The sequence below is a fragment of the Mesorhizobium sp. M7A.F.Ca.US.007.01.2.1 genome, assembly GCF_003998165.1.
GTDB lineage: Bacteria > Pseudomonadota > Alphaproteobacteria > Rhizobiales > Rhizobiaceae > Mesorhizobium > Mesorhizobium ciceri.
Map to the genome: position 1 here is coordinate 1 of NZ_RZQP01000003.1, position 20,500 is coordinate 20,500.

General features: G+C 58.7%; 16 protein-coding genes and 4 pseudogenes. 8 read left to right on the forward strand and 12 right to left on the reverse strand.

What is annotated here, in order from left to right; genetic code table 11:
• The first annotated feature begins 760 nt into the window (after nt 1-760).
• The 3 genes and pseudogenes from EN949_RS00850 to EN949_RS35740 all read left to right on the forward strand — a co-directional run bounded on the left by EN949_RS00850 (nt 761) and on the right by EN949_RS35740 (nt 5,574).
• The gene (locus EN949_RS00850; RefSeq protein ID WP_082826570.1) at nt 761-4,294 is read left to right on the forward strand and encodes an autotransporter domain-containing protein; all 3,534 of its coding nucleotides are present in this window, start codon (nt 761-763) and stop codon (nt 4,292-4,294) included.
• Between the two features lie 243 nt (nt 4,295-4,537).
• A pseudogene (locus EN949_RS36330) lies at nt 4,538-5,221 on the forward strand (integrase); the annotation flags it as partial.
• Nucleotides 5,222-5,337: 116 nt separating this feature from the next.
• A complete protein-coding gene (locus tag EN949_RS35740; RefSeq protein ID WP_063169293.1) occupies nt 5,338-5,574 on the forward strand; it encodes a hypothetical protein in 237 nt (78 codons plus the stop codon).
• Nucleotides 5,575-5,735: 161 nt separating this feature from the next.
• Here EN949_RS35740 and EN949_RS00865 read toward each other — a convergent pair.
• Nucleotides 5,736-5,936: pseudogene (locus EN949_RS00865) on the reverse strand (SMC-Scp complex subunit ScpB); the annotation flags it as partial.
• A gap of 93 nt (nt 5,937-6,029) precedes the next feature.
• Nucleotides 6,030-6,290: a hypothetical protein gene (locus EN949_RS00870; RefSeq protein ID WP_095769041.1), complete on the reverse strand. Its 261-nt coding sequence runs from the start codon at nt 6,288-6,290 to the stop codon at nt 6,030-6,032.
• A gap of 217 nt (nt 6,291-6,507) precedes the next feature.
• Between EN949_RS00870 and EN949_RS00875 the strand changes: the two genes are divergently transcribed.
• Together EN949_RS00875 and EN949_RS00880 are read left to right on the forward strand one after the other, a co-directional pair.
• Complete coding sequence (locus EN949_RS00875) at nt 6,508-8,670, forward strand: prolyl oligopeptidase family serine peptidase (RefSeq protein ID WP_082826571.1); 2,163 nt, start codon at nt 6,508-6,510, stop codon at nt 8,668-8,670.
• A gap of 38 nt (nt 8,671-8,708) precedes the next feature.
• Nucleotides 8,709-9,407, forward strand: coding sequence for an OmpW family protein (locus EN949_RS00880; RefSeq protein WP_063169295.1), 699 nt, complete (start codon nt 8,709-8,711; stop codon nt 9,405-9,407).
• A gap of 307 nt (nt 9,408-9,714) precedes the next feature.
• On the opposite strand, the gene EN949_RS00885 is transcribed toward EN949_RS00880, so the two are convergent.
• From EN949_RS00885 to EN949_RS00920, 8 genes and pseudogenes are all read right to left on the reverse strand, one after another.
• The gene (locus tag EN949_RS00885; RefSeq protein WP_244514237.1) at nt 9,715-9,915 is read right to left on the reverse strand and encodes a hypothetical protein; all 201 of its coding nucleotides are present in this window, start codon (nt 9,913-9,915) and stop codon (nt 9,715-9,717) included.
• Between the two features lie 905 nt (nt 9,916-10,820).
• Nucleotides 10,821-11,476: pseudogene (locus EN949_RS00895) on the reverse strand (IS630 family transposase); the annotation flags it as partial.
• A gap of 68 nt (nt 11,477-11,544) precedes the next feature.
• Nucleotides 11,545-11,779 (reverse strand): annotated as a pseudogene (locus EN949_RS00900) (aldehyde dehydrogenase family protein); the annotation flags it as partial.
• Nucleotides 11,780-12,087: 308 nt separating this feature from the next.
• A complete protein-coding gene (locus EN949_RS37020; protein ID WP_063169297.1) occupies nt 12,088-12,336 on the reverse strand; it encodes an aminotransferase class III-fold pyridoxal phosphate-dependent enzyme in 249 nt (82 codons plus the stop codon).
• Nucleotides 12,297-12,524, reverse strand: a complete 228-nt coding sequence (locus tag EN949_RS37025; protein ID WP_263485461.1) for an aminotransferase class III-fold pyridoxal phosphate-dependent enzyme — start codon at nt 12,522-12,524, stop codon at nt 12,297-12,299. The genes EN949_RS37020 and EN949_RS37025 overlap by 40 nt, the downstream gene beginning before the upstream one ends.
• A 221-nt stretch (nt 12,525-12,745) precedes the next feature.
• Nucleotides 12,746-14,728 carry an argininosuccinate synthase-related protein gene (locus tag EN949_RS00910; RefSeq protein WP_063169298.1) on the reverse strand — a complete coding sequence of 661 codons (1,983 nt, stop codon included), beginning with the start codon at nt 14,726-14,728 and terminating at the stop codon, nt 12,746-12,748.
• Nucleotides 14,725-15,669, reverse strand: a complete 945-nt coding sequence (locus tag EN949_RS00915) for a DMT family transporter (RefSeq protein WP_082826572.1) — start codon at nt 15,667-15,669, stop codon at nt 14,725-14,727. The genes EN949_RS00910 and EN949_RS00915 overlap by 4 nt, the downstream gene beginning before the upstream one ends.
• A gap of 657 nt (nt 15,670-16,326) precedes the next feature.
• Nucleotides 16,327-16,545 carry a helix-turn-helix transcriptional regulator gene (locus EN949_RS00920; RefSeq protein WP_029354714.1) on the reverse strand — a complete coding sequence of 73 codons (219 nt, stop codon included), beginning with the start codon at nt 16,543-16,545 and terminating at the stop codon, nt 16,327-16,329.
• Between the two features lie 109 nt (nt 16,546-16,654).
• Here EN949_RS00920 and EN949_RS00925 point away from each other — a divergent pair, with 109 nt between their 5' ends.
• A complete protein-coding gene (locus EN949_RS00925) occupies nt 16,655-16,921 on the forward strand; it encodes a DUF2285 domain-containing protein (protein ID WP_063169299.1) in 267 nt (88 codons plus the stop codon).
• Nucleotides 16,922-17,359: 438 nt separating this feature from the next.
• On the opposite strand, the gene EN949_RS00930 is transcribed toward EN949_RS00925, so the two are convergent.
• Complete coding sequence (locus tag EN949_RS00930) at nt 17,360-17,593, reverse strand: helix-turn-helix transcriptional regulator (protein ID WP_082826573.1); 234 nt, start codon at nt 17,591-17,593, stop codon at nt 17,360-17,362.
• A gap of 115 nt (nt 17,594-17,708) precedes the next feature.
• Between EN949_RS00930 and EN949_RS00935 the strand changes: the two genes are divergently transcribed.
• Together EN949_RS00935 and EN949_RS00940 are read left to right on the forward strand one after the other, a co-directional pair.
• Entirely contained in the window at nt 17,709-17,990 is a 282-nt protein-coding gene (locus EN949_RS00935; RefSeq protein WP_063169301.1) for a DUF2285 domain-containing protein, read from the forward strand.
• A 438-nt stretch (nt 17,991-18,428) separates the two neighbouring features.
• Nucleotides 18,429-19,385, forward strand: coding sequence for an IS481 family transposase (locus EN949_RS00940; RefSeq protein WP_063169302.1), 957 nt, complete (start codon nt 18,429-18,431; stop codon nt 19,383-19,385).
• Nucleotides 19,386-19,560: 175 nt separating this feature from the next.
• On the opposite strand, the gene EN949_RS00945 is transcribed toward EN949_RS00940, so the two are convergent.
• Nucleotides 19,561-20,298, reverse strand: coding sequence for a LuxR family transcriptional regulator (locus EN949_RS00945; RefSeq protein WP_082826574.1), 738 nt, complete (start codon nt 20,296-20,298; stop codon nt 19,561-19,563).
• Between the last annotated feature and the right edge of the window lie 202 nt (nt 20,299-20,500).

Sequence of the window (20,500 nt, forward strand, 5' to 3'; positions counted from 1 at the left end):
GCATCTTCCGCCCATGCCAGCAGCTACGCCGCCAGAGCGTCATCCGCAGCCTGCTTGATCAGCCATTCGATGTGATTTGACCACATCTGCAACACCTCGCGCTTCTCCTTGACGTTGCTATAGAGATCGTAGATTTCGCCAATGTCTCCGGTGCGGGCTCACAGCCCGTCCATATAGCCGCCAGTCTGCTGCCTTCGAGTGGCCCATGTTGGCCGCGGCCAGGAAGTGGCGACGATTGAAAGGACAAAATCAGTTGCCGAAACTCATCGCAGGTGACGGTCTGGTGGCAATTTGGGCACATCTTGTGTCTCGTCGCCAGTAAACACGGATGCCCGGCAGGAGCTGAGCTCGCTGCCGGCGGAAATCGTAGAGCGCCAGCGACGCATTCTGATCTTTCGTCAGGCAGTCGACCGCCTTGGCATACGCCTCGGCCTCCATCTCGATCGACCTGAACCGGTATCTTGTGCGCCATCCGGACGATCTGGGAAAGCTTGGCCGGGCCGGCGCCTTCCCAGGCGCACGGGAAGCGCGACGACCCATGTGGACCTTGGATTTCACTCCGCACTTACGCTGCTTTGGCCTTGTCAGCAGCCTGAGCATAAAGCGTGCTCAGCTTTCAGGCCGAGCACTCATCCATTGTTGACAGCACCTGTCGTCATTCAGGATCGCCCCATTCTCGCAGGCCGCTTGCAGCTTTCAGGCTGTTGTCAGCCAGGGCCGCCATAAAGGGTCTCGTTAAACAATTCAGGAGGCCGTTCCAATGAACAATCAGTTTGCGAGACTTTTTCGAGGACCAGGTATGCAGGCTTGTTTCAGGACAAAGAACTTTCTGGCGGCAACCACCGCGATGACGACGGTATTCCTGCCGGCTGTGTCTCTCGGGGTGGGTCTGGTAGCATTTCCAACTGGAGAAGCGTTGGCCGACGACCCGATTTCGATCCCGCTGGAGTATGTCGGGGAAGGCCATGACCGCCTGGGCATCTGGGCCAAGATCAACAATGGCAACGCGCAGCGATACGTATTCGACACGGGCTCGGACCAGCTCAACACGCAGATCGGGTCAGAGGTGACCGGGGTCCGCCCGATTGCCGACACGCCTTACGTATATACGTACGGGGACGGAACGTATGGTAATAAGCTTCAGAACGTGGAAATTGATAAATTTACATATGTCGATCCAGATCAAAAGATAACAATCGACGGGCCGTCTGTAAGCGATAAGAAATACCGGGCTGCTCGCATTCTCGATTTTGTCTATACCCATGCGTATTGCAAGGACAACAATCTTAAGTGCACGCCGGGATCCGTGACGGATGGACTTAAAGATATGTATGGTCAGGATCTCCAAGAACCTTATCACGCCGATAAGGAGCAGCGGGCGAAAATGACCGCTGGCAAGATGGCAGACGAAGGCGGCGATTTCGCAGGTACATTCGGGGCCGGCGATTTTCTTGGCAAGACAAGTGTCTGGGGCATGATGGGCAGTGTCACCAGGTCTGGCTACGTGGTCTCCGCCAATGTGAATCCGGATTCCGAGAGCGACCAAACGCCTGGCTGTTCCCCCTGCACGATTGTCAACCTCAATCCAAGCCTCCGGGCCCAATATACTAATGCCATGCCATGGGGAGAACCCGAGGAAAAAGATCAGGATTCTTATCAGAATTTTCCTGGCTCTGGCGCCAATGCCTCGACCGAATACGAAGGCAGCTACAATCTGCAGTACACGGTTAAGGATGGAGCCCCACCAATCACCGACCCCAACAAGACCGCGGTATTGCTCGACACCGGCACACCGGGCGGTGGCAGTCTGGAGATCAGTGATGCGATGCTGAAGCAATTTCAGGATGCGGGCGTCAAACTTAAAAATGTTCGGAGAAATGAGCAACGCGAGATCGTAAGCGCATCGGGCAACATCCCGAGCGTTACAATCGCAGGAACGGATGGCGATCCGGTAAGGCTGGACAATATCGACTTCACCTACACCAGCGGCACGACGGAACAACCCAATGACCAGACCAGTTTTGTTGCCGGTCTTGACTTCTTCAAAAACAGATCGGTCATTTTCGATCTGGAGAAGAAGTATACCGCTTATACGTCACATTTCGTCACTGCCAGCAACTTCTCTACCGATTCATCCGCACCCGAAGGGACCGGTCTGAGCAGGATCACGACGAGCATGGGGAATGAGGGCGGGTTCGGCATAGCGGGTGTCGTCTCCGGCTCCGGATCGCTGACGCTTGATACAAAGACGGTGGTCCGGATGACGAATGTCAACACCTACACCGGCGAGACGAATATTGCTCAGGATGCCTATCTCTCGCTTGCGGGGCTCGGCAACATCCAACGGTCAGCGAAAGTCGTTGCAGACGGCACGTTCGATATCTCCGAACATGGAAATGGCAGCGACTATTGGGGAATCTCCGACGCCTACAACGATGCCCGTATTCGTAGCCTGAGTGGCAGCGGAACGGTCGAACTGGGCAAGCGTACCCTGGTGCTAACGGATTCGAACGACACGTTCGCCGGCAGCATCAACGACCTCGACGTTGATAACAATAATATGGGCGGCAAACTATTCGTTGCCGGTGGCGTGCAAACGCTGAGCGGAAAGAACAATTTTTCCGGCATGACGACGGTCGGTTCCGGCGCGGGATTGCTGCTTGCCGATACAGGTGTGCTTTCCCATGATGCGACCACGTCCGGCTTTCTCGGGAATGACGGGCAGATCGGGGGCACGGCTATCGCAAACAGCGGCGGTGTCGTCGCAGGCGGCGGCACCTACGGTGCGGTCACCATTTCCGAGGGCGGCACGGTCGCTCCTGGCAGTGCGACCGATCCGAGCAGGATCGTCACCACACTGACTGTCACGGGCGATTTCGCGCAGCAGTCCGGATCGATCTATCAGGTCGACCTCGCAAGGTCGTCCGATCTCATCGATGTTGGCGGAGCAGCGGCGATCGACAGCGGCGCGCAGATCGAGCTGCTGCGGCAGGGAACGCTATCGGTCGATGCCCGATATACTCTGCTCTCCGCAGCAGGCGGCGTAAGCGGCACCTATGGCGGGCTGACGGGGGCTCTGGCGACAGACGCGACGCCCTTCGTCGATTTCCAGCTCGTCTACGATGCCAACAATGTCTATCTCGATATCAGCCGCACATCGACGGCGTTTGCCGATGTAGCCAGCACCTTCAATCAACGCTCGGTCGCCGCAGCGGCTCAGGCGCTTGGAAGCGGTAATCCGATCCAGGACAACATCCTGTTCCTGACGGCGCCGGAAGCCCGCAACGCTTTCGATATGCTATCAGGCGAGGTTCATGCTTCCATTCATAGCGGCCTCATCGAGGACAGTCATTCTGTACGCGATGCCGCGAGCGAACGGATCCGTGCGGCGTTCGACGGCGTCGGTGCCTCCAGCGTTCCGGTGATGACTTATGGGCTGGGTGGTCTGGAACTGGCCCCGGCAACGAGTGAGAATTTCGCCGTATGGGGCCGTGGCTTCGGCGCCTGGGGTCATCTCGACAGCGACGGCAATGCCGCCGGTCTCGATCACTCGACAGGCGGCTTTCTGGCTGGCGGTGACGCGGCTGTCGGCGAAAGCTGGCGGCTCGGCCTCATCAGCGGCTACAGCCATACCTCCTTGGAGGCGGACGATCGCGCGTCGTCGGGCTCGAGCGAGAATTACCATCTCGGTCTTTTTGCCGGCACGCAGAACGGCAATCTCGGTTTTCGTTCCGGCCTTGCCTATACCTGGCACAGCATCGAGACCGGCAGGTCCGTGGTCTTTCCAGGCTTCGCCGACAGCCTTTCGGCCGATTACGACGCCGGCACGTTCCAGGCCTTTGGCGAGCTCGGCTACCGTATCAATACGGCTTCGGCTTCCTTCGAGCCCTACGCTAATCTCGCTTATGTGAATTTTGACGCCGATGGCTTCACCGAGAATGGCGGCGCAGCCGCCTTGTCGAGCGGGGATCGCTCGAGCGACACGGCGTTTACCACGCTAGGTCTGCGTGCGTCGACGGTACTGACCCTCGGCACCGTGACTGCTACCGCGCGCGGCGGTCTTGGCTGGCGCCACGCCTTCGGCGACGTCAGGCCGGATACCGCTCTTGCCTTTGCTGGCGGTTCCTCCTTCGCCATCAAGGGCGTGCCGATCGCAAAGAACGCAGCTCTGCTCGAAGCTGGGCTTGACGTAAACATCACCGAGAACGCGACGTTCGGCATCGCCTATCAGGGACAGATCGCCTCGGATGCCCAGACACACGGGTTCAGCGCCAAGCTCGGCGTCCGTTTCTAAATCACCCGCAAAAGAGATTGGTTATGAAGTCAGTGAGTGCATTTTCTTTTACCGTCGTTCTCGGCTCAGCGACGGTGATGTCTGTGTCCGCCGCGCGAACGGACGATGCCTGCTACAACAAGGCACAAAGCCTATGATGACGCAATGTTCAATCGACGACCTGAAGCCAGTCGATGGCGAGCTTGACAAGCTCTACAAGGAGATGGAGACCCGGCTCAAAGAGTCCCGGCGCATGTCCAGGAACTGGTCGAGACCGCGAGGGGCTACAACGCCACCTCGGAGAACACGCGCGACGCCTACCCCAAGGATTGGCGGCATTTTTCCTCCTGGTGCCGGCGCGCTGGCTTCGATCCCCTGCCTCCGGGCTCGAAGGTGATCAGGCTCAATATCAGCGCCTGTGCCTCGGGCACCGCCGCCGGCGATCCGAAGCGTGGCGCCCCTGCCCTTTAGTTTGCGACCATCGAGCGGCGGCTTTCCGGCCTCGCCTGGAACTTTACCCAGCGCGGCCGGCCGTTGGACCGCGCGGAGCGGCATATCTATAAGGTTCTTGCCGGCATTCGCCGCAAGCACGCAAAGCCACCGCGGCAGAAAGAGGCGGTCCTGGCGACGATCTGCTGGCGATGATCGCCACGCTCGGCCACGACCTCAGGGCCTGCGCGACCGCGCTATTTTGCTCCTGGGCTGTGGCGGCGGCCTGCGGCGCTCCGAGATCGTCGGTCTCGACGTCATGCGCGACGACAACAGCGATGGCGCCAGCTGGATCGAGATTTTTGACGGCAAGGGCTGCTGGTCACCCTGCGCGGCAAGACCGGCTGGCGCGAGGTCGAGGTCGGCCGCGGCTCCAGCGACCACACCTACCCCGTAGTCGCGCTCGAGAGCTGGATCCGCTTTGGCCGCATCGCACGTGGACCCCTGTTCCGCCGCATCTTGTCGATCAGGTCGATATAATACGAAAAAGCCGCCGCCATTCGGGACGGGCGTCGGCTATCATGTCCAGCCATTATGCGGCGAGCGGATAGCTTTCGCCGGACCAGGCAGAGAACTTGGCGGCAAAAGCCTTCATCTCGTCGACCGCGAATGTGGTGCGCGGTTGCGAACTCGACTTGCTGGGCGAGAGGGACCTCGCCGAGAAAGGCGCTGACATGAGCGGGATGCTGCTTGGCCAAATCGAGATCCGCAAAGCAATCGGCCAGCGCCGCGTCGTCCAGCTGTACGCTGCAGGGCGCGTTCACGTCGTCAAGACGGATGCCAAATGCTTGCTCATAATGGCCGCAAGGTAATCGTTTCGGGTCGGAGACACAAGTTGCCGCCTCCTTCGCCGTAGAGTGGCCCGATACAATCACGATCGATATTGCCACCTCTTATCGATAGTGATCGCATAGTTCCCTGATTCGACTCTCAACCGCTCATATCAAGCGATTACTTCCATGTATCTGCTGCGCTAGCCCGTCCTGGCCTTGGAGTGTCGCTCCTCACCTCCTCCACCACTCACCAGCCCGATGGGAGTATCGCCCGCCAGCAGCTTCTCCTTGCTGAGCAGCGCGGCAACCTCAATCGCCTCGAAATCGGGCAAATCCCGCAGTGTGTCGAGGCCGAAGTGCAACAGGAAGGTCTTGGTCGTGACGTAGGTGTAAGGCGTGCCAAATTCAGCGGGCAGGCAGACGTTGACCCACAACAATCAAGGGGACGGTGCAGGCCAAGATTGCGGCAGGGCTTGGGCCCCCCACCCTTCTCCTCAGAACTCCGCTGCTTCCAGCTGGCGGCTGAAACTCACAGGCGCAGCCAGCTTGGTCTCTAACAGCATCGATCGCATCATGGTGTCTGCCATGAATCCGTGTGCGTGAAGCGCTCCAGAGCGAAGATGTTGGGCGTCAACCAGGTTCACTCCAATGAGCTTCACTTCTCGAGTTCTGCACAGTGTCCACGACTGGCGCCGGAGGTTGATCCGGTGATTAGGAGGAGCACTCGTTGTCGGATTCTCGACGATGTCGGACATGTGACACAACGCTTCCAGAGCGATCGCATTGTTCCGAAACGATTTTCCCAGTTGGCACGAAGGTTGCGGCCCTATGCGCAAAAGCACTGCGATGCCGCACCGACTGGAAGAACTCATCAATGATCACGCTTTTCGAACATGTGGGCGCCGCTACCGACACTGAGCGTTCCCGAGCCGACGGAAGCCTCTATCCCTTCTTTCTGAAGGCTGTCCGGACATGAACGCATTTGATGTCCGTCCAACGCTTGATGCTCCCGACGACGATCCCTATGTCTGGCTTGAAGATGTAGAGGGCGAGCGGGCACTTGCCTGGGCCGCCGGCCAATCGGCAAGGACTCTGAAGCACTTCGGTGGAACGCAGTTCGAGCGCGACCGCGCGGCTCTGACAGCCATTTTCGACAATCGCGACAATCTTCCCCTGATCGCGCGCCGTAGTCAGTACCTCTACAATTACTGGCGAGATGACGGTAATCCACGCGGACTGTGGCGCCGGACCACCCTTGCCGCCTACATGAAGGCGGATCCCCAATGGGAGCTACTGCTCGATCTGGATGCTCTCGCGGCTAGCGACGGAGAGGACTGGATCTGGGACGGCGCGTCCATCGAGCCGGAGAGACGGGAAAGAGCCGTTCTGCGCCTGTCGCGCGGCGGCAGCGACGCGGTCGTGCATCGCGAATTCGACCTGATTTCTCTGAGCTTTGTCGCCGACGGCTTCAACCTCCCCGAGGCCAAAGGCTACGTTAATTGGCTGGACCCTGACACGCTTCTGCTTTCCAGTGCGCTTGGTAATGGCATGGCCACCCGCTCCGGCTATGCGCGCACAGTTCGACTGTGGAAGCGTGACGCGGATCCCCTCACCACGCCGGCAATCTTCGAGGCCGGGTTCGAAAGCTTCCAAGTGTCTGGTCATTCGGACCGCACCGGCCGCAGCGAGCGCCTTTGGTTCATCGAGCAGCCGGCCTTCTTCGAGAAGATCAGCTGGATCGGCGATAGGAGCGGGCCGAGGAGGCAGATCGATCTTCCTCGCGACGCGTCGTGGCGGGTCTTCGGCGACTGGCTGGCGGTAAGGCCGCGCAAGCCCTGGACGGTGGGAGGCACCACCCATCCCGCCGACGCGCTGATCGTCATCTCGCTTTCCACTTTCCTCGCCGGCGGACGCCGTTTTGAGACCCTGTTTCAACCAGGGGAAAGGCGCTCCATGCAGTCATTCTTCTGGAATGACGGGAAGCTCATTATCTCTTACCTCGTCAATCTCGCACCGCGTTTCGAGATGTTCACTCCCGGCCACCAGGAATGGACGCGCCGAGTCCTGAACACCCTGCCCGCCGAAGGTACTGTCGACGTCTGGTCATTCGATGCGGCAGTTCACGAGACCAATGGAGAGGTCCTGATCTGTGCTCAGGATCCGATCACGCCGCCGCAGCTCTTGCTGTTCGATCTGAATGCCGCGCCGTCTCTCAGCGCTTCAGCAATCCTGAAGCGCAGCCCGGAGAATTTCGATGCATCCGGACTGGTGGTCACGCGCCACGAGGCAGTCTCTATCGATCATGAGCTGATCCCCTATACGCAGGTTGGTCCGGCGAACGGGAACGGAGATGCTCCGATTCACCTTTCCGCTTATGGCGGGTTCGGCGTATCATTCCTGCCCTACTACAACTCCCCGCTGGGCAAGCTGTGGCTCGAGCGCGGTGGCACGTGTGTCGAGGCGAACATCCGCGGCGGCGGCGAGTTCGGCACCCGCTGGCACGAAGCCGGGCGCAGGGAGGGCAAGCGTCTCGCCCACGACGATTTCGCCGCCGTTGCCTCCGACCTCGTGCGAAGGGGCATCACCCTGCCGAGGCGGATTGCCGCCGAGGGTGGCTCAAATGGCGGCCTGCTGATCGCAAACATGCTGACCCGCTATCCTGAGCATTTCGGGGCTCTGTTCTGCACAGCACCGCTTATCGACATGCGTCGCTACACCAAGCTCTTGGCGGGCGCGAGCTGGATCGACGAATATGGCGATCCGGACAAGGTTCACGATTGGGCTTTCCTGAAGGAAATCTCCGCCTATCACGCCGCAGCGCCGGGACAGCCCTATCCGCCTATCCTGATCGCCACCACGAAACGCGACGACCGCGTCCATCCGGGCCATGCGCGCAAGATGGCCGCAAAACTGCAGGCTCTTGGCTATCCCGCTTACTTCTACGAGGCCAGCGCAGGCGGGCACGGCTGCGGCGAGGACAATCGGGAGCAAGCCGCATTCATCAGTCTAGGCACCAATTTTCTCCGCAGCGCAATCGGCTTCAACGATCACCCTCCGGAGACGGCGGAACGCGTTGCAACGCAAGAGGGGCATTTGAGGTCCATCAACAATTCATTCGAGCAGGAGACGAAATAGTGCAGTGCATCCTTTCTGAACATCAAGGAGTGAATCTCATGGCGAGAACGCGAATGGGCGTAGCGCGGGCAACAGCAGCGGCGGTGGCCCTGATCATGGTGGGACAGCAGGCCGTCGCCGCGGAGCCTGCGCAAGCAGAGACCGTCCTGGCGGAGACGGGAGCCTCGGTCACCGAAGCGCCAATCCCTTGGCAGGTCCGCCTGCGGGCGTTGGGCGTCGTTACGAAAGATCTGGGCTACGTTGATACGCTTCCCGGCTCCGGTCTTTCGTATTCGGACACGGTGACGCCGGAACTCGATATCTCGTATTTCTTCACCGACAACATCGCCGCCGAACTCATACTCGGTACCACTTATGCCAACATCGCGGGCCAAGGGACGATCGGAGGGTTGGGCAACATCGGCAAAGTTTGGCTGCTGCCGCCGACACTCACGTTGCAGTACCATTTTACCGATCTCGGCGCGTTCAAGCCTTATGTCGGCGCCGGCGTGAACTACACGATCTTCTACAACCAGGACACTGGCAGCGCTGATGCTCTCAAGGTGAAGAACACGTTCGGCACGGCGCTGCAGGTCGGATTCGACTACATGGTGGACCAGCACTGGGGCCTCAACTTCGACGTGAAGAAGCTTTTCCTGAAGCCGGACTTCGACGTCACGGTGACCGGCGCGAAGCTGACGGGGAAGGCGGAGCTCGATCCCTGGCTGATAGGCGCAGGTGTCACCTACCGCTTTTGAATATCAGAGTGAAGTCTGCTTCCCGACTGCCGGTTTAAATGAAGGGCGCCTCGCGCGCCCTTTTTTACGGTCGACACTGCAGCGCAAGACCTCATGAAGCTATTGTCGGGCGGGGTTCTCTTCCGGCGGACCAAGAAGATGCACTGGCCAACCGGCCTTGCGCCTGAGGTGGAGTGCTTAGAAGCGCTTTGGATCGGGACGGGCTTTGGTATTGTGGGTGGAATGCTTCAGCCAGACCATTTGCCAGCATCGTCTCCCGGACGTCATGTGTGAGCTTCTTTGTCAGCGCAAGGCGAACACGGATCTCCTAGCAGGCCGTTGAAGAAGTGTCCCGTTTGGCCTTGAGGATTGCCTCGTCGCCGTTGTGATAGAAGGTGATGTCGATGGAGCCGTCGTCGAGCAGTTCAGCATGGCCGTCGCCTGTGACCTCGTCCATTTCGTCGAATCCGACCCATGTGAAGAAGACCGTCGACGGGCCGTAGCCGAGTTCGAGGGTTAGATGAGCCAAACGCCAGTGGGGCGTCCTGGGGACGACGCGCGCGAGATTCTGGTCGTGGTGGCCAGCCCAATACGATGTGAGAAGTTGCTGCCGGTGCGGGTACCGGAGGTCGCCGATAGTGACAGCCGATGTTCGACAGCGGCAAGGACATGCTCAGCCGTCAACGCGCCGAGGGCTTGGCCGGGAATGGTGGTGATGGAACCAATCCAGAAAGCGGCGGCTGCCCAGGAGAACGCCTTCGCGGGACTTTGACTCCAGTCCGCACACCCTGCTCAGATAGTCCGAAAAAGAGGTCAGAAGCGGAGCATCCGGATTATTATCTACACTGGGAACAGAAGCATGGAAGCGTTCTGGAGCCACTCGCCGCGCGTTTACCAGTGCCGACACTGCTCCAAGCTGACTATCTGCCATGACCACCTGCCGAACGTAGTCCGTTGATGCCACCGGTACCCTTCGCGGTCTGCTCCAGCGGGAAGATCGGGTCTGATCGACCCTGCTGACCTGTGCGGCGGCCTCTCTCGCTAGGGCGTCCCCCTTCCTGTCGTCCTCCTCCGCCGCTTTCGGCTGCTTTCGGCCCGCCGCCCTCGCCAAGGCGTCGTAGTCGGTAAGCGCGTCCTCCGTCTCCTTTAGGGGCTTCATCGCGTGACTAGAGTTTAGCGCGTGTTTGTAGGCGGCGGACCGAATGGTCGTCGAAATGCCACTCAGCGCCACCGCAAGATGCCCTAGGGCTTCCGCCTCATGATCTGACAGCGGCACGTCACGATTAGAGCCGATTGCCCTGCCTTCTTCCAGTTTCACAATGTTTGTAGTCATTTCCTGCTCCATCGCGTTGACTGAGATACGATGGAGACGGAAGTGGAGAACAAATTTTTACAAGCAACTAAGATGATATTCTCGTCAACGGGACAATAGTGGACGTTGAGGGCGGCGAACAGGGTGGTGGTGCCGTTGCGCTTGTAGTCGTGCCTCATCGTACCGAGCCGCCCCTTCTTCATCGGCAGGCCGGGTGGGTGCGGTCGAGCGCCGGATCTGGCTCTTTTCATCGACCGACAGAACGATGGCATGGGCCGGCGCATCGAGATAGAGGCCGACGACGGCGCGCAACTTGTCGACGAACTTCGGATCATTGGAGAGCTTGAACCTGGCGCCAGCGGTGGGGTGCGAGACCATGCGCCTTCCAGATGCGCCTGACGGCGCTGGCGCTGATTGCGGCGGCTTGCGCCATCATGTCGGCGGTCCAGTGGGTCCTCTCGCCCGGCGGATCGGCAAGCGTCAGTGCCACGACGCGCTCGCCGACATCGGGACCGAGCGGCGGAATGCGCCACTGTCGCGTCTTGTCGCGCAGCAGCCCGTCACAGCCTTCCGCGGCAAAGCGCTCCTGCCAGCGCCAGACGTCGGTCTTCGACTTGCCGATGCGGCGCATGACCTCGCCGGTGCCGACGCCGTCGGCGGGCAAAAGCACTATCTCGGCGCGCCAGACATGCTTTTGCGGGGCGTTGCGATCCCTGATCAGCGCCGTCAGACGGACGCGATCGGCCGACGAAACGGTGAACGATCTTCCTGTGCGCATGCGCCAGACTCGCACGCGCAGGCCAGAAAGGGAATCTCTGATTGGACTCCTATGTCAGGCGGGAACCACTAGACGCCGAGACCGCCGATGCAGACATGTTTGGTGTCGAGATAATCCACGATGCCCTGGAGGCCGCCTTCCTTGCCGAGGCCCGATTCCTTGACGCCGCGGAACGGCACCTCCGGCGTGGTGATCAGGCCTTCATTGACGCCGGTACTTCAGTCCTTCCATCACGCGGAAGGCGCGACCGAGATCGCCGGTGTAGAAGTAGGCCGCGAGGCCGAACTCGGTGTCGTTGGCGAGCGGCGTGCCCGACCTGAGACATGGGTGACGTTTTGTACCGGACACGGATGAAGTGCACCCCTCGGGTGAGCGTTTGCTCGATAATATCCACTGAAGTGAAGCAGTCGGTCTTAATGCTGGAACTCATGCCACCCGACCGACCCGGGAATTCGCAGCAGCGGCGCCGTCGAGTGCAGAACGAATGCCGTCAACCAAGGGGTCGATCTCGCTTTCGGTGATTATATAGGGCGGACAGATTCCAAGCACTTCTCCCATATTGCGGATCATGACGCCGTGCTCGCGGCACCGCCGCTCGACATCGCCGATCCTCAGCTCGGGCGCGAAGACGCGACGGGCGCACGATCCTCGACGATCTGAACCCCCGCGATGAAGCCGCGGCCGCGGGCTTCACCGACAAGCGGATGGTCGCCGAGCGCGTCCGCGAGGGCTCCATGCAAGTGATCGCCGAGACGACGCGCCTGGGTCACGAAATCGATCTCGCTGTAGATCCTGATCGCCTCGGCGGCGACGGCCGCTATCACCGGATGACCGGAGTAGGTGAAACCGTGACCGAACACGCCGACCTTGTGGGCCTCGTCAGCGGCGCATTGATAAATCTTGTCGAGATAATGACGCCGCCAATGGGCAGGTGACCGGATGAAAGCCCCCCGGCGATCGAGAGCATGTCCGGTTCCATCCCAAATGTCTGGCTACCAAACCAGTTCCCGGTGCCTCCGAAGCCGCAGACCACCTCGTCGGACAGCATGAGGATAATTTCTCACTTTCTTGCGAAGATCGGGGGTGTCCACGGTCATTCGTATTACGCGAGATCCGCGAGGCCAAAAACCATCATACCAGAGAGGCGAAACTGCTATCTAGGTGTTTAGATGCAAGAAATTAATCCTGCATTGTTCCCGCACCAGGAACACCCGAGAGGATACCAAGCAGTATTGAACCTTGTTGAAAATGCTCTCGGCGCGCTGGGCGTTATAATTTCTCGAAGGCGATCACAAGGACGTCGCGATAAGCGTACGGCATTTTCAGGTTTTCGGCCACAATCGACGATACATCGTGAAAGGTTTCGCGGTCGTTGCAGATCACAAAATCATTCGGGGAGTTCATTTCGACCTCGCCGAGGAACTCCTTTGAGGCGTCGGTGATCATGCTCATGCCGCCGGTGACGTTGACCCGCCCAATCATATAGCAAGCAATGAAGTCCACCCCGTCCTGGTGAAGGCCCTCGGGTGCCGGTTTGCCATTTACACCATCGCGCGCGACAATCCGGTAGGGATGGATCTTGATATTCCAACGATCATGTCGGGCGGCTTCACATAGAATTCTGCAGAAACCTGTCAGAATCTTTTCTAAGACGGGATGGTCTATAAAGGAGTTTTCAAGGGGCTCGAAGTGGCGCTTGAAGCCGCCATTCAGATGATTGACACTTTTTGATTGTTCGTAGGGGGCGTGGGGTAGGAGCCTAAAGATTCCGTCAGTCGCGTCATATTCAAAAGCGCTATAGCGCCGGTAACGATATGTTCCGCCGTCACGCATGTATTCATCGAGAAGAAGTCGATTCCAATGGTCAGCAAAGTTCTTCCAGGCTGCATCAATTTCGATGCCAAAGCAGGCTTCGGCGCGCTCGCCTTTTGAAAACCACCATCCATTTGTCACCAGACCGTCAGTGCATTGTTGACTGAGGTTGGCCGGCGCCTGGGGTGCGTTGTTTTCCACGGGTGTCTCCCTTTTGGTGACTTGGCGAGGACGGAACGCTTTGGACAACGCTATGTGGGTTGCGGCTTGGTATTCCCAAAGGTCGCGGTCCCTAATGTATCTCGGCGTCCTGGCTCGGATCGACCGAGGTAAAAAGCGTGTGTGATCGACTATGTAGCTGACGCTCCCGCTAACGCCCTCGAGGGCGGATGCAATGGCCCGTTCGCACATCTGGTGAATAGTACTGCCCCATGCACCTGAAACCGCCTCTTGGGACCAGGCTTGCTCAAGCCCTTGCTTCAAAACGATTGATGCCACGTCAAGAGAAGCGGTTTCGAGGTGACGCAGCGCGTCGAAGATAATGGCCGCGGCAGGGGCCTCGCGGACTTCGAGAACCTTTTGGCCGGTTGTGATGTGTTCAAGCCCGACAAAGCGGCCGTGCCCGAATTTGCCGACCGTGTTATTCAGGAACGGGATTGCGTCGACCAATGCAACATCACGGTCATCAATTGACACGAGACTTCCGTCTGCAAACCCGAGTTTGATCTCTACCGGCTGCTCTGCGGGAATGTGGCGCGTCCAAGCAAATGCCTCCTCGGGGATGGAAAAGTTCTCGGGATCTTCCAAAGGCCCCGACTCGAATTCCCGACACCAGAGGTTTTCGTCCGCGCTCCACGTGCGGTCCGCCACAAAAGTCGCTCCACACTTGGACAGGTCGGAGGTCTTCTGTTGTCGGGATATCACAGAGCATTCATACGGACTGCCGAAGTTGCCGGAAAATCCTGAGCGCTTAATGCTATTGTTAAGGCGCGGAAGACTGTTTTGAGAAAGGTTTGCTGTATGAAGAACCAGCCGTGAGTTGATTGACCTAGCATGATTAACAACCAAAGATGCGATTATGGGACGGCTCAACGAACTGCTCAACGGATAGATGCCAAGGTACTTGGCGTGGGCTCGAATGGCTGATTTCACGCCTTGTTCGACAAAGGCATCCCGCCCTTCGAGGCAGACAAAGCGCGCGCCGAACATGGCTGCCGTCCGTTCCAACAAAGGCTGATCGATGCGCGTTCCGACATCCGCTGCGACAGCTTCAATGTTCGCAAAGCCAAGGCTTTGCAGCTTGTAGAGAAGATAGGTGCTGTCGAGACCGCCGCTGAACATGGTTGCAACTGGTGCGGTTCGGTCCGGAAAAGCCTCCAGATCTTCAAAACTCGAAATGCCGCCGATGGCGGGTTTGGTGGAAGCCAAGATGGGGTTCATTTGGATGTCCTGCTCTCAAACCAGATGCCAGCAAACGTCGCAGCGAGGACGAGGCCTGCGCCTATCAAGCTCGGTACTGTCAAAGGCTCATTCAGAAGAAGGTGCGCTAGAACGAAACCAAAAAAAGGTTCTGTTCCCATCAAGAAGCCAACCCGTGTCGGTGTGGATTTTCTCACTGCGGCATTTTGAATGTAGAATGCAGCGAGGGTGCAGAAGAGTGCAAGGAAGGCAACAGCGCCCCAAAACTGAAGGGTGGCCCTCACAACAAGGCCTGAAATTCCGAACTGAGCGACGGCCAAAACGAAAGTAAGTGTTGCCACCGTCGATCCTTGGATGGCCGTCAGGGCTGCAGATGAAATCTGCCGGCCGGCCAGAAGGCGTTTGGTGGAAACGACCATAACCGCTCGCAGAATCGCGGCCCCCAAGACAAGCGCGTCACCCGGGCTGAACCTGCTGATCCCGCCAGTGAGAATGCCGACACCGATGCACGCTATGGCAGCACTTGCCAAAATGCCCGTAGGTGGAAGTCGCCGTGATAGCCCATAGTCGATGCTCGGCGTGAAAATCACACAAAGCGATATGATCAAGGCCGTGTTCATTGCGCTTGTCGATGCAACGCCGTAAGTTTCAGCAATAAAGATGCAAAAAAGTATTGTTCCCAATGCGAAGCCGCGGATGAAATCGCCCCAGGAGACCAATGCGATCTCATGTCTTGCAGCCACTGCCGTAATGATCGTAGTAATCAGGAAGCGATAAAGAACAAGTATCGAAACCGGCGCGTAGAACAGTGCGCCTTTCCCGACCGGATAGCTCGCCCCCCAAACGAATGCGACTCCCAGCAAGGCTAGATCCACCGAGAAAGATGGCGTCCGTGTTTTCCTGACAGGTATTGGAGAACTTTCGAAAACGTCCACCTTCAAAGTTTCCTTTGTGTTAGCCATCCACCCCTGCTGCGAGGGTCAAACAGATCAGGTCGTTCAGCCTCTTGGGCGATCCGTGCCGCGGCGTACTTGTTTTTGGTAACGCAAGTGCCGTGCCGATTCGGAAAACCATTGCTAGACAACAACCTGGTCGCCTTGATAGTTCGGCGGTTCATGTCCATTGTTGTCAGAATGCCGACAATGACTTCAACTGCAGGGATCCTACCGGCAGGGCCTCAAGGCGAACACGCGGCTCCAAGATGCCGACACGATGGCTGGTTCAGCCATGCTTCGACAGTTGCCTGTTTTTTCAGTTCCTTTGCTGTTCGTGCGCTAACCGCAACGCTCCATACTAGTCTCGCGTGGCTGTCCCCGTGGGGTGGGCGGCAGAAAGCGATTAGGCCCGCTGAAAGAGGCGAACCGCATCCGAAGGATCGTAACCAAGAGAAGGACCTGAAGCGAGAGCGAAGGTTGCGGGAGGCCGCGGCGGGCCTAAAAGGCAATGCCGACCGCCCCAGGAAAGGCTGACAAAAACCGCAGCGGCCGACTGTCCAATAGGGTGCGCCGGGCCAGGGCGAGCCAAATGGCAGGGGCTGCCGGGGGACCCTAAGAAAAGCCTGGGTTCACGAGCACCCGGCGCGCGCCATCAGGCGGCCAGCTACTTGGAGGGCGGGTGTATCATGCCTGTTTGTCGGGCCGAACCAGATCCATGTGGCTGACGCCGAGGGCCAATGCCAGTTCATAGATCGTGATAATTGTCGGATTTCTTCGGCCTTTCTCCAAGCCGCTGATGTACTGCTGACTGAACCCGGAAATCTCCGCAAGCTGCTCCTGCGTCAGGCGCTTCCTTTGCCTGATCCTCTGCACATTCCGTCCGACCAACTTGCGCATATCCATGCACGCAAGCCAGCGGATCAGGCGGCTTGAGTTTATCAACTATAATATGTAATCCACATTTAGCAGGCACAGGGCTTCGCGGGTCCATTGGCCGGAGATAGAATTAGCGATGTTGCAGCCCAGATCGAACACGCCGTTCGCCGACGAGGTCCCCTGGTCGGACCGCATTACAGCCTACGACAAGGACCACTTTACAACCTATATGAGGCTCCTGGACGCCTCGGCCGACAACGCCACTGAAGAGGAAATGGCCAAAGTGATCCTCGGCATTGATCCGGCACGCGAACCTGAGCGCGCACGCAACGTTCTTCGCAGTCATCTCGACCGTGCAAACTGGGTGGTGACGAGCGGCTACAAGGATTTGTTCGCCAGTTGACGAAATGGGCGGTGCGGTCGCTTCGCTTCAAGCAACGAAGTCGCGCAACCGCCATGCATCGACGTATCACCACAGCGCGGATGGCCCAGCGCTTCGCTGTCTCATCATTTTGTCCTCCGCTCGCCAATGGCTGCTTCCCAGGAATGGGTGCGGCGGCGAATCATGACAGGAACGGGTCCGCCGTCTGAGCCGCACCGCATCCGAAGGGCCGGATGGACAACCTACTGAAAGCTCACAGCTGGCTAAGGGTTGCGGGACGCCGCGGCGGGCCTAGAAGGATGCGGCGCCACCTGCTGAGAAAGGCACAAAACAGAGCGAATTGCGAGAGTCTAACGACGCGCTAGGAGGCGCAGCGGAATGGTCGAGACGCCAGAGCCAAGAAAATCGGGGCTCGACCCACCGGCACACGGCACGCGCGGTGATGGGCGCGGGCGCCCACTACGTGCGCAGGCTCAACAGAATCTCACACGGATCAGCATCGAGGGCCGCAGTTACGTCGAGAAACTCAATGACATCGAGACGCCGTTCGCCACCCTCATATTTCGCCACGAAAGATTGCGGACGACCAAGCTTCTCAGCCACCTGCGCCTGCGTCAGCCCTTTGACATTGCGCAGTGAGATCAACTGGGCCAGAAACCGCTGGTGGCGGGGAGATCGAAGAGATTTGGGCATTTAGGTGAACCGGCAGGTAGAGACCGGCTCAGCGACTAATCCCCGTTTCGGATTATCCCATTTTGGGATATTCTGCCTTGGATCCAGCGATCAACATGCGAGGTTCGCGGCAGACATGAATCAATCAACGGGAACAGATAGGACTCAAAGCTCAACACTGCTCGACGAAGTCCCTTGGTCTGACCGTCTTACCGCCTACGACAGGGCGCACTTTACCATCTATATGAGGCTCCTGGACGCCTCAGCCGATGAGGCGCCCGAAGAGGAAATGGCCCAACTGATCCTCGGCATTGATCCGGCACTTGAACCGGAGCGCGCCAGGAAGGCGCTTCGTAGTCATCTCGACCGTGCGAACTGGATGGTGACGAGCGGCTACAAGGAATTGTTCGCCAGCTGACAAATTCGCAGTGCTCGGTCATAGAAGCGTTCCTGTGCCATTGGTCAGGCTGATCGGGGCCTGCACCACAGACGCGCCGGCAAAATGGACCCGGTGGCGAGCACAATTCAGTTCCCAGGAAATCGGGGTTTGGCAACTGTCCGAGCGTCTGACGTGATAGAAGGTTCCGCTCTGTCTGGATGGGTATTAGCCCGGAGCAGCACTCCATATCGTACCGGCGCTCGACGAAGGGTCCACCTCTTCGCTTTCAAGCCGCATAACCGATAGCCATCGCCCTAAGTCAAGGGTTAGAGATTACCGGCAGGCAGGTATGCAAGCGGGCCATCCTCGGAAACTATATAACCGCACGACTAGCTGTGAGCTTTCGGGAGGTTGTCCATTCGGACCGGACCGGGGAGACTGGAGTTACCAAGCTTCAGCACTCACCGGAGGGTCCGAATGAACATCCATAAGAATGCCCGTCTCACACCGCTGCGTCGAGAGGAGATGGCGCTGTCGGTGATAGAAGGCGCTTTCTCCAAAGCCCATGCGGCGCGTGTCTACGGCGTGTCGGCCAAGATCGTGGCGCGCTGGGTCGAGCGCTACAAGTCCGAAGGGCGGGCCGGCATGATCGACCGTTCCTCGCGGCCCGCCAATATGCCGCAGGCCACCGCTGCGTTGATCGCCGAGCGCATCATGGCGCTGCGGCGGCAACGTTGGACCGGCAAGCACATCGCCCATGAGGTCGGCGTCTCGCCCGCCACCGTTAGCCGGGTTCTCAAGCGTGCCGGACTGTCGCGGTTGCGGGATATCGAACCGGCCGAGCCGATCCGACGCTACGAGCGCGAGCATCCTGGCGAGATGATCCATATCGATATCAAGAAGCTCGGTCGTTTCGAGCGCATCGGTCATCGCATTACCGGCAAGCGCACCGGCAATGCCAGCTCGCGCGGCAGCAGTTGGGAGTTCGTCCATGTCTGCATCGACGACGCCTCCCGCATCGCCTTCTCGCAGATCCTGCCCGACGAGAAAAAAGAAAGCGCCATCGCCTTCCTCAAGGCGGCGGTGGCCTACTACGCCAGCCTCGGCGTCACGATAGCCCGCGTCATGACCGACAACGGCTCCTGCTACAGATCAAAGGCCTTCGCCAAGGCCTGCCGCGATCTCGGCCTCAAGCACGTCAGGACAAGACCCTATACACCCAAGACCAATGGCAAGGCCGAGCGCTTCATCCAGACAGCACTGCGCGAATGGGCTTATGCCATCGCTTATCCGACTTCAGATCACCGCGCCGCAGAGTTGCCGGTCTGGCTGCACAGATACAATTGGCACCGTCCCCACGGGAGCCTAAAGTCCAAAACACCTATCAGTCGCCTCGCTCTAACCGAGGACAACCTGTTGAGGCTCCACAACTAGCTCGTCAGCGACGACACACCCGCTCGAGCACCCATAGACTATGATCACCGGCGCGGACTGGAAGAATACGGCTGCATCGCCCGAGCCGGCGGAACAGAAGATCTCGGCATCCAGTCAACGCTCGATACAAAGCGCGCGATCGAATGGCCCGAGCACAAGGGGATCAAAAAGCTTCTCAGACAATTGAGGACCCTTCGGACCCCAAAAGGGCTATAGCCTGATTTTGGGTTCGCACGCCTAGCTTCTTCTTGGCATTGTCCAAATGAAAAGCGATCGTGCGTGGCTTGATACCCAAGATGCGGCCGGTCACCCAGGCTGAATTACCCCGCGCTGCCCACCTCAGGCACTCATATTCGCGGGATGTCAGCGAAACCCCATCCACTGTTCGATCGCTCGGCAATTTGCGGCGAACGCAACGATGAAAGCAGGCCGCCATCAGTTGAAGAGCTTGTTCGTACCGCTCAGCGACCCGAAGAAATACTGGACGAGGCTCATCGGCGGCAAAAGTAACCGCAGCGATGCGGCCGCGGAGATCGACAATTGGGATCGTCAAACCGCAGCAGATGCTGAATTGAGCCGCCTCATCGAATAGCTGCTGTTGAGCCGGCGACATTTTATCGCCTCCCAAATTCGATCCCCAGTGAAACGGGCAGCCGCCATTTCGAGCACGCAAGACCACAGGATCGAGTTTCTCATACTGATTTTCCAGATACTGTCTGGTCCAGCGGGGTGGATAGTTTGAAATTAACCTCGGTTTGCCGGAAGGCCGTGCTGGCAAGGAGAGGTAGGCAAAGAAGATTAGGTCAAGTCGTCCGGCCGCCTCAGCCATGGCATCCCGGAAATCTGCCTCATCGATACTCTGTGACAGTCTTTCAAGGAATGTCTCGAAAACAAGTGGCATGTGCCTCGTCATCGTCGCGCTCGATTCTTCCTCTTTCTGCACGCCTTCCGGCTGCGTCGTGTATGTCCCGACAAACGTGATTGAATTCGCGGGCGTCGCTGGGCTGACCGGGCTCCAGAATGCTGCCACACTTTCGATCTTCGTCGGTCATCCCAATCATGCTGGGCTCACCCGATGGGCGTCTGGCAGACGCCTCATGATCTCAACAGCTCAA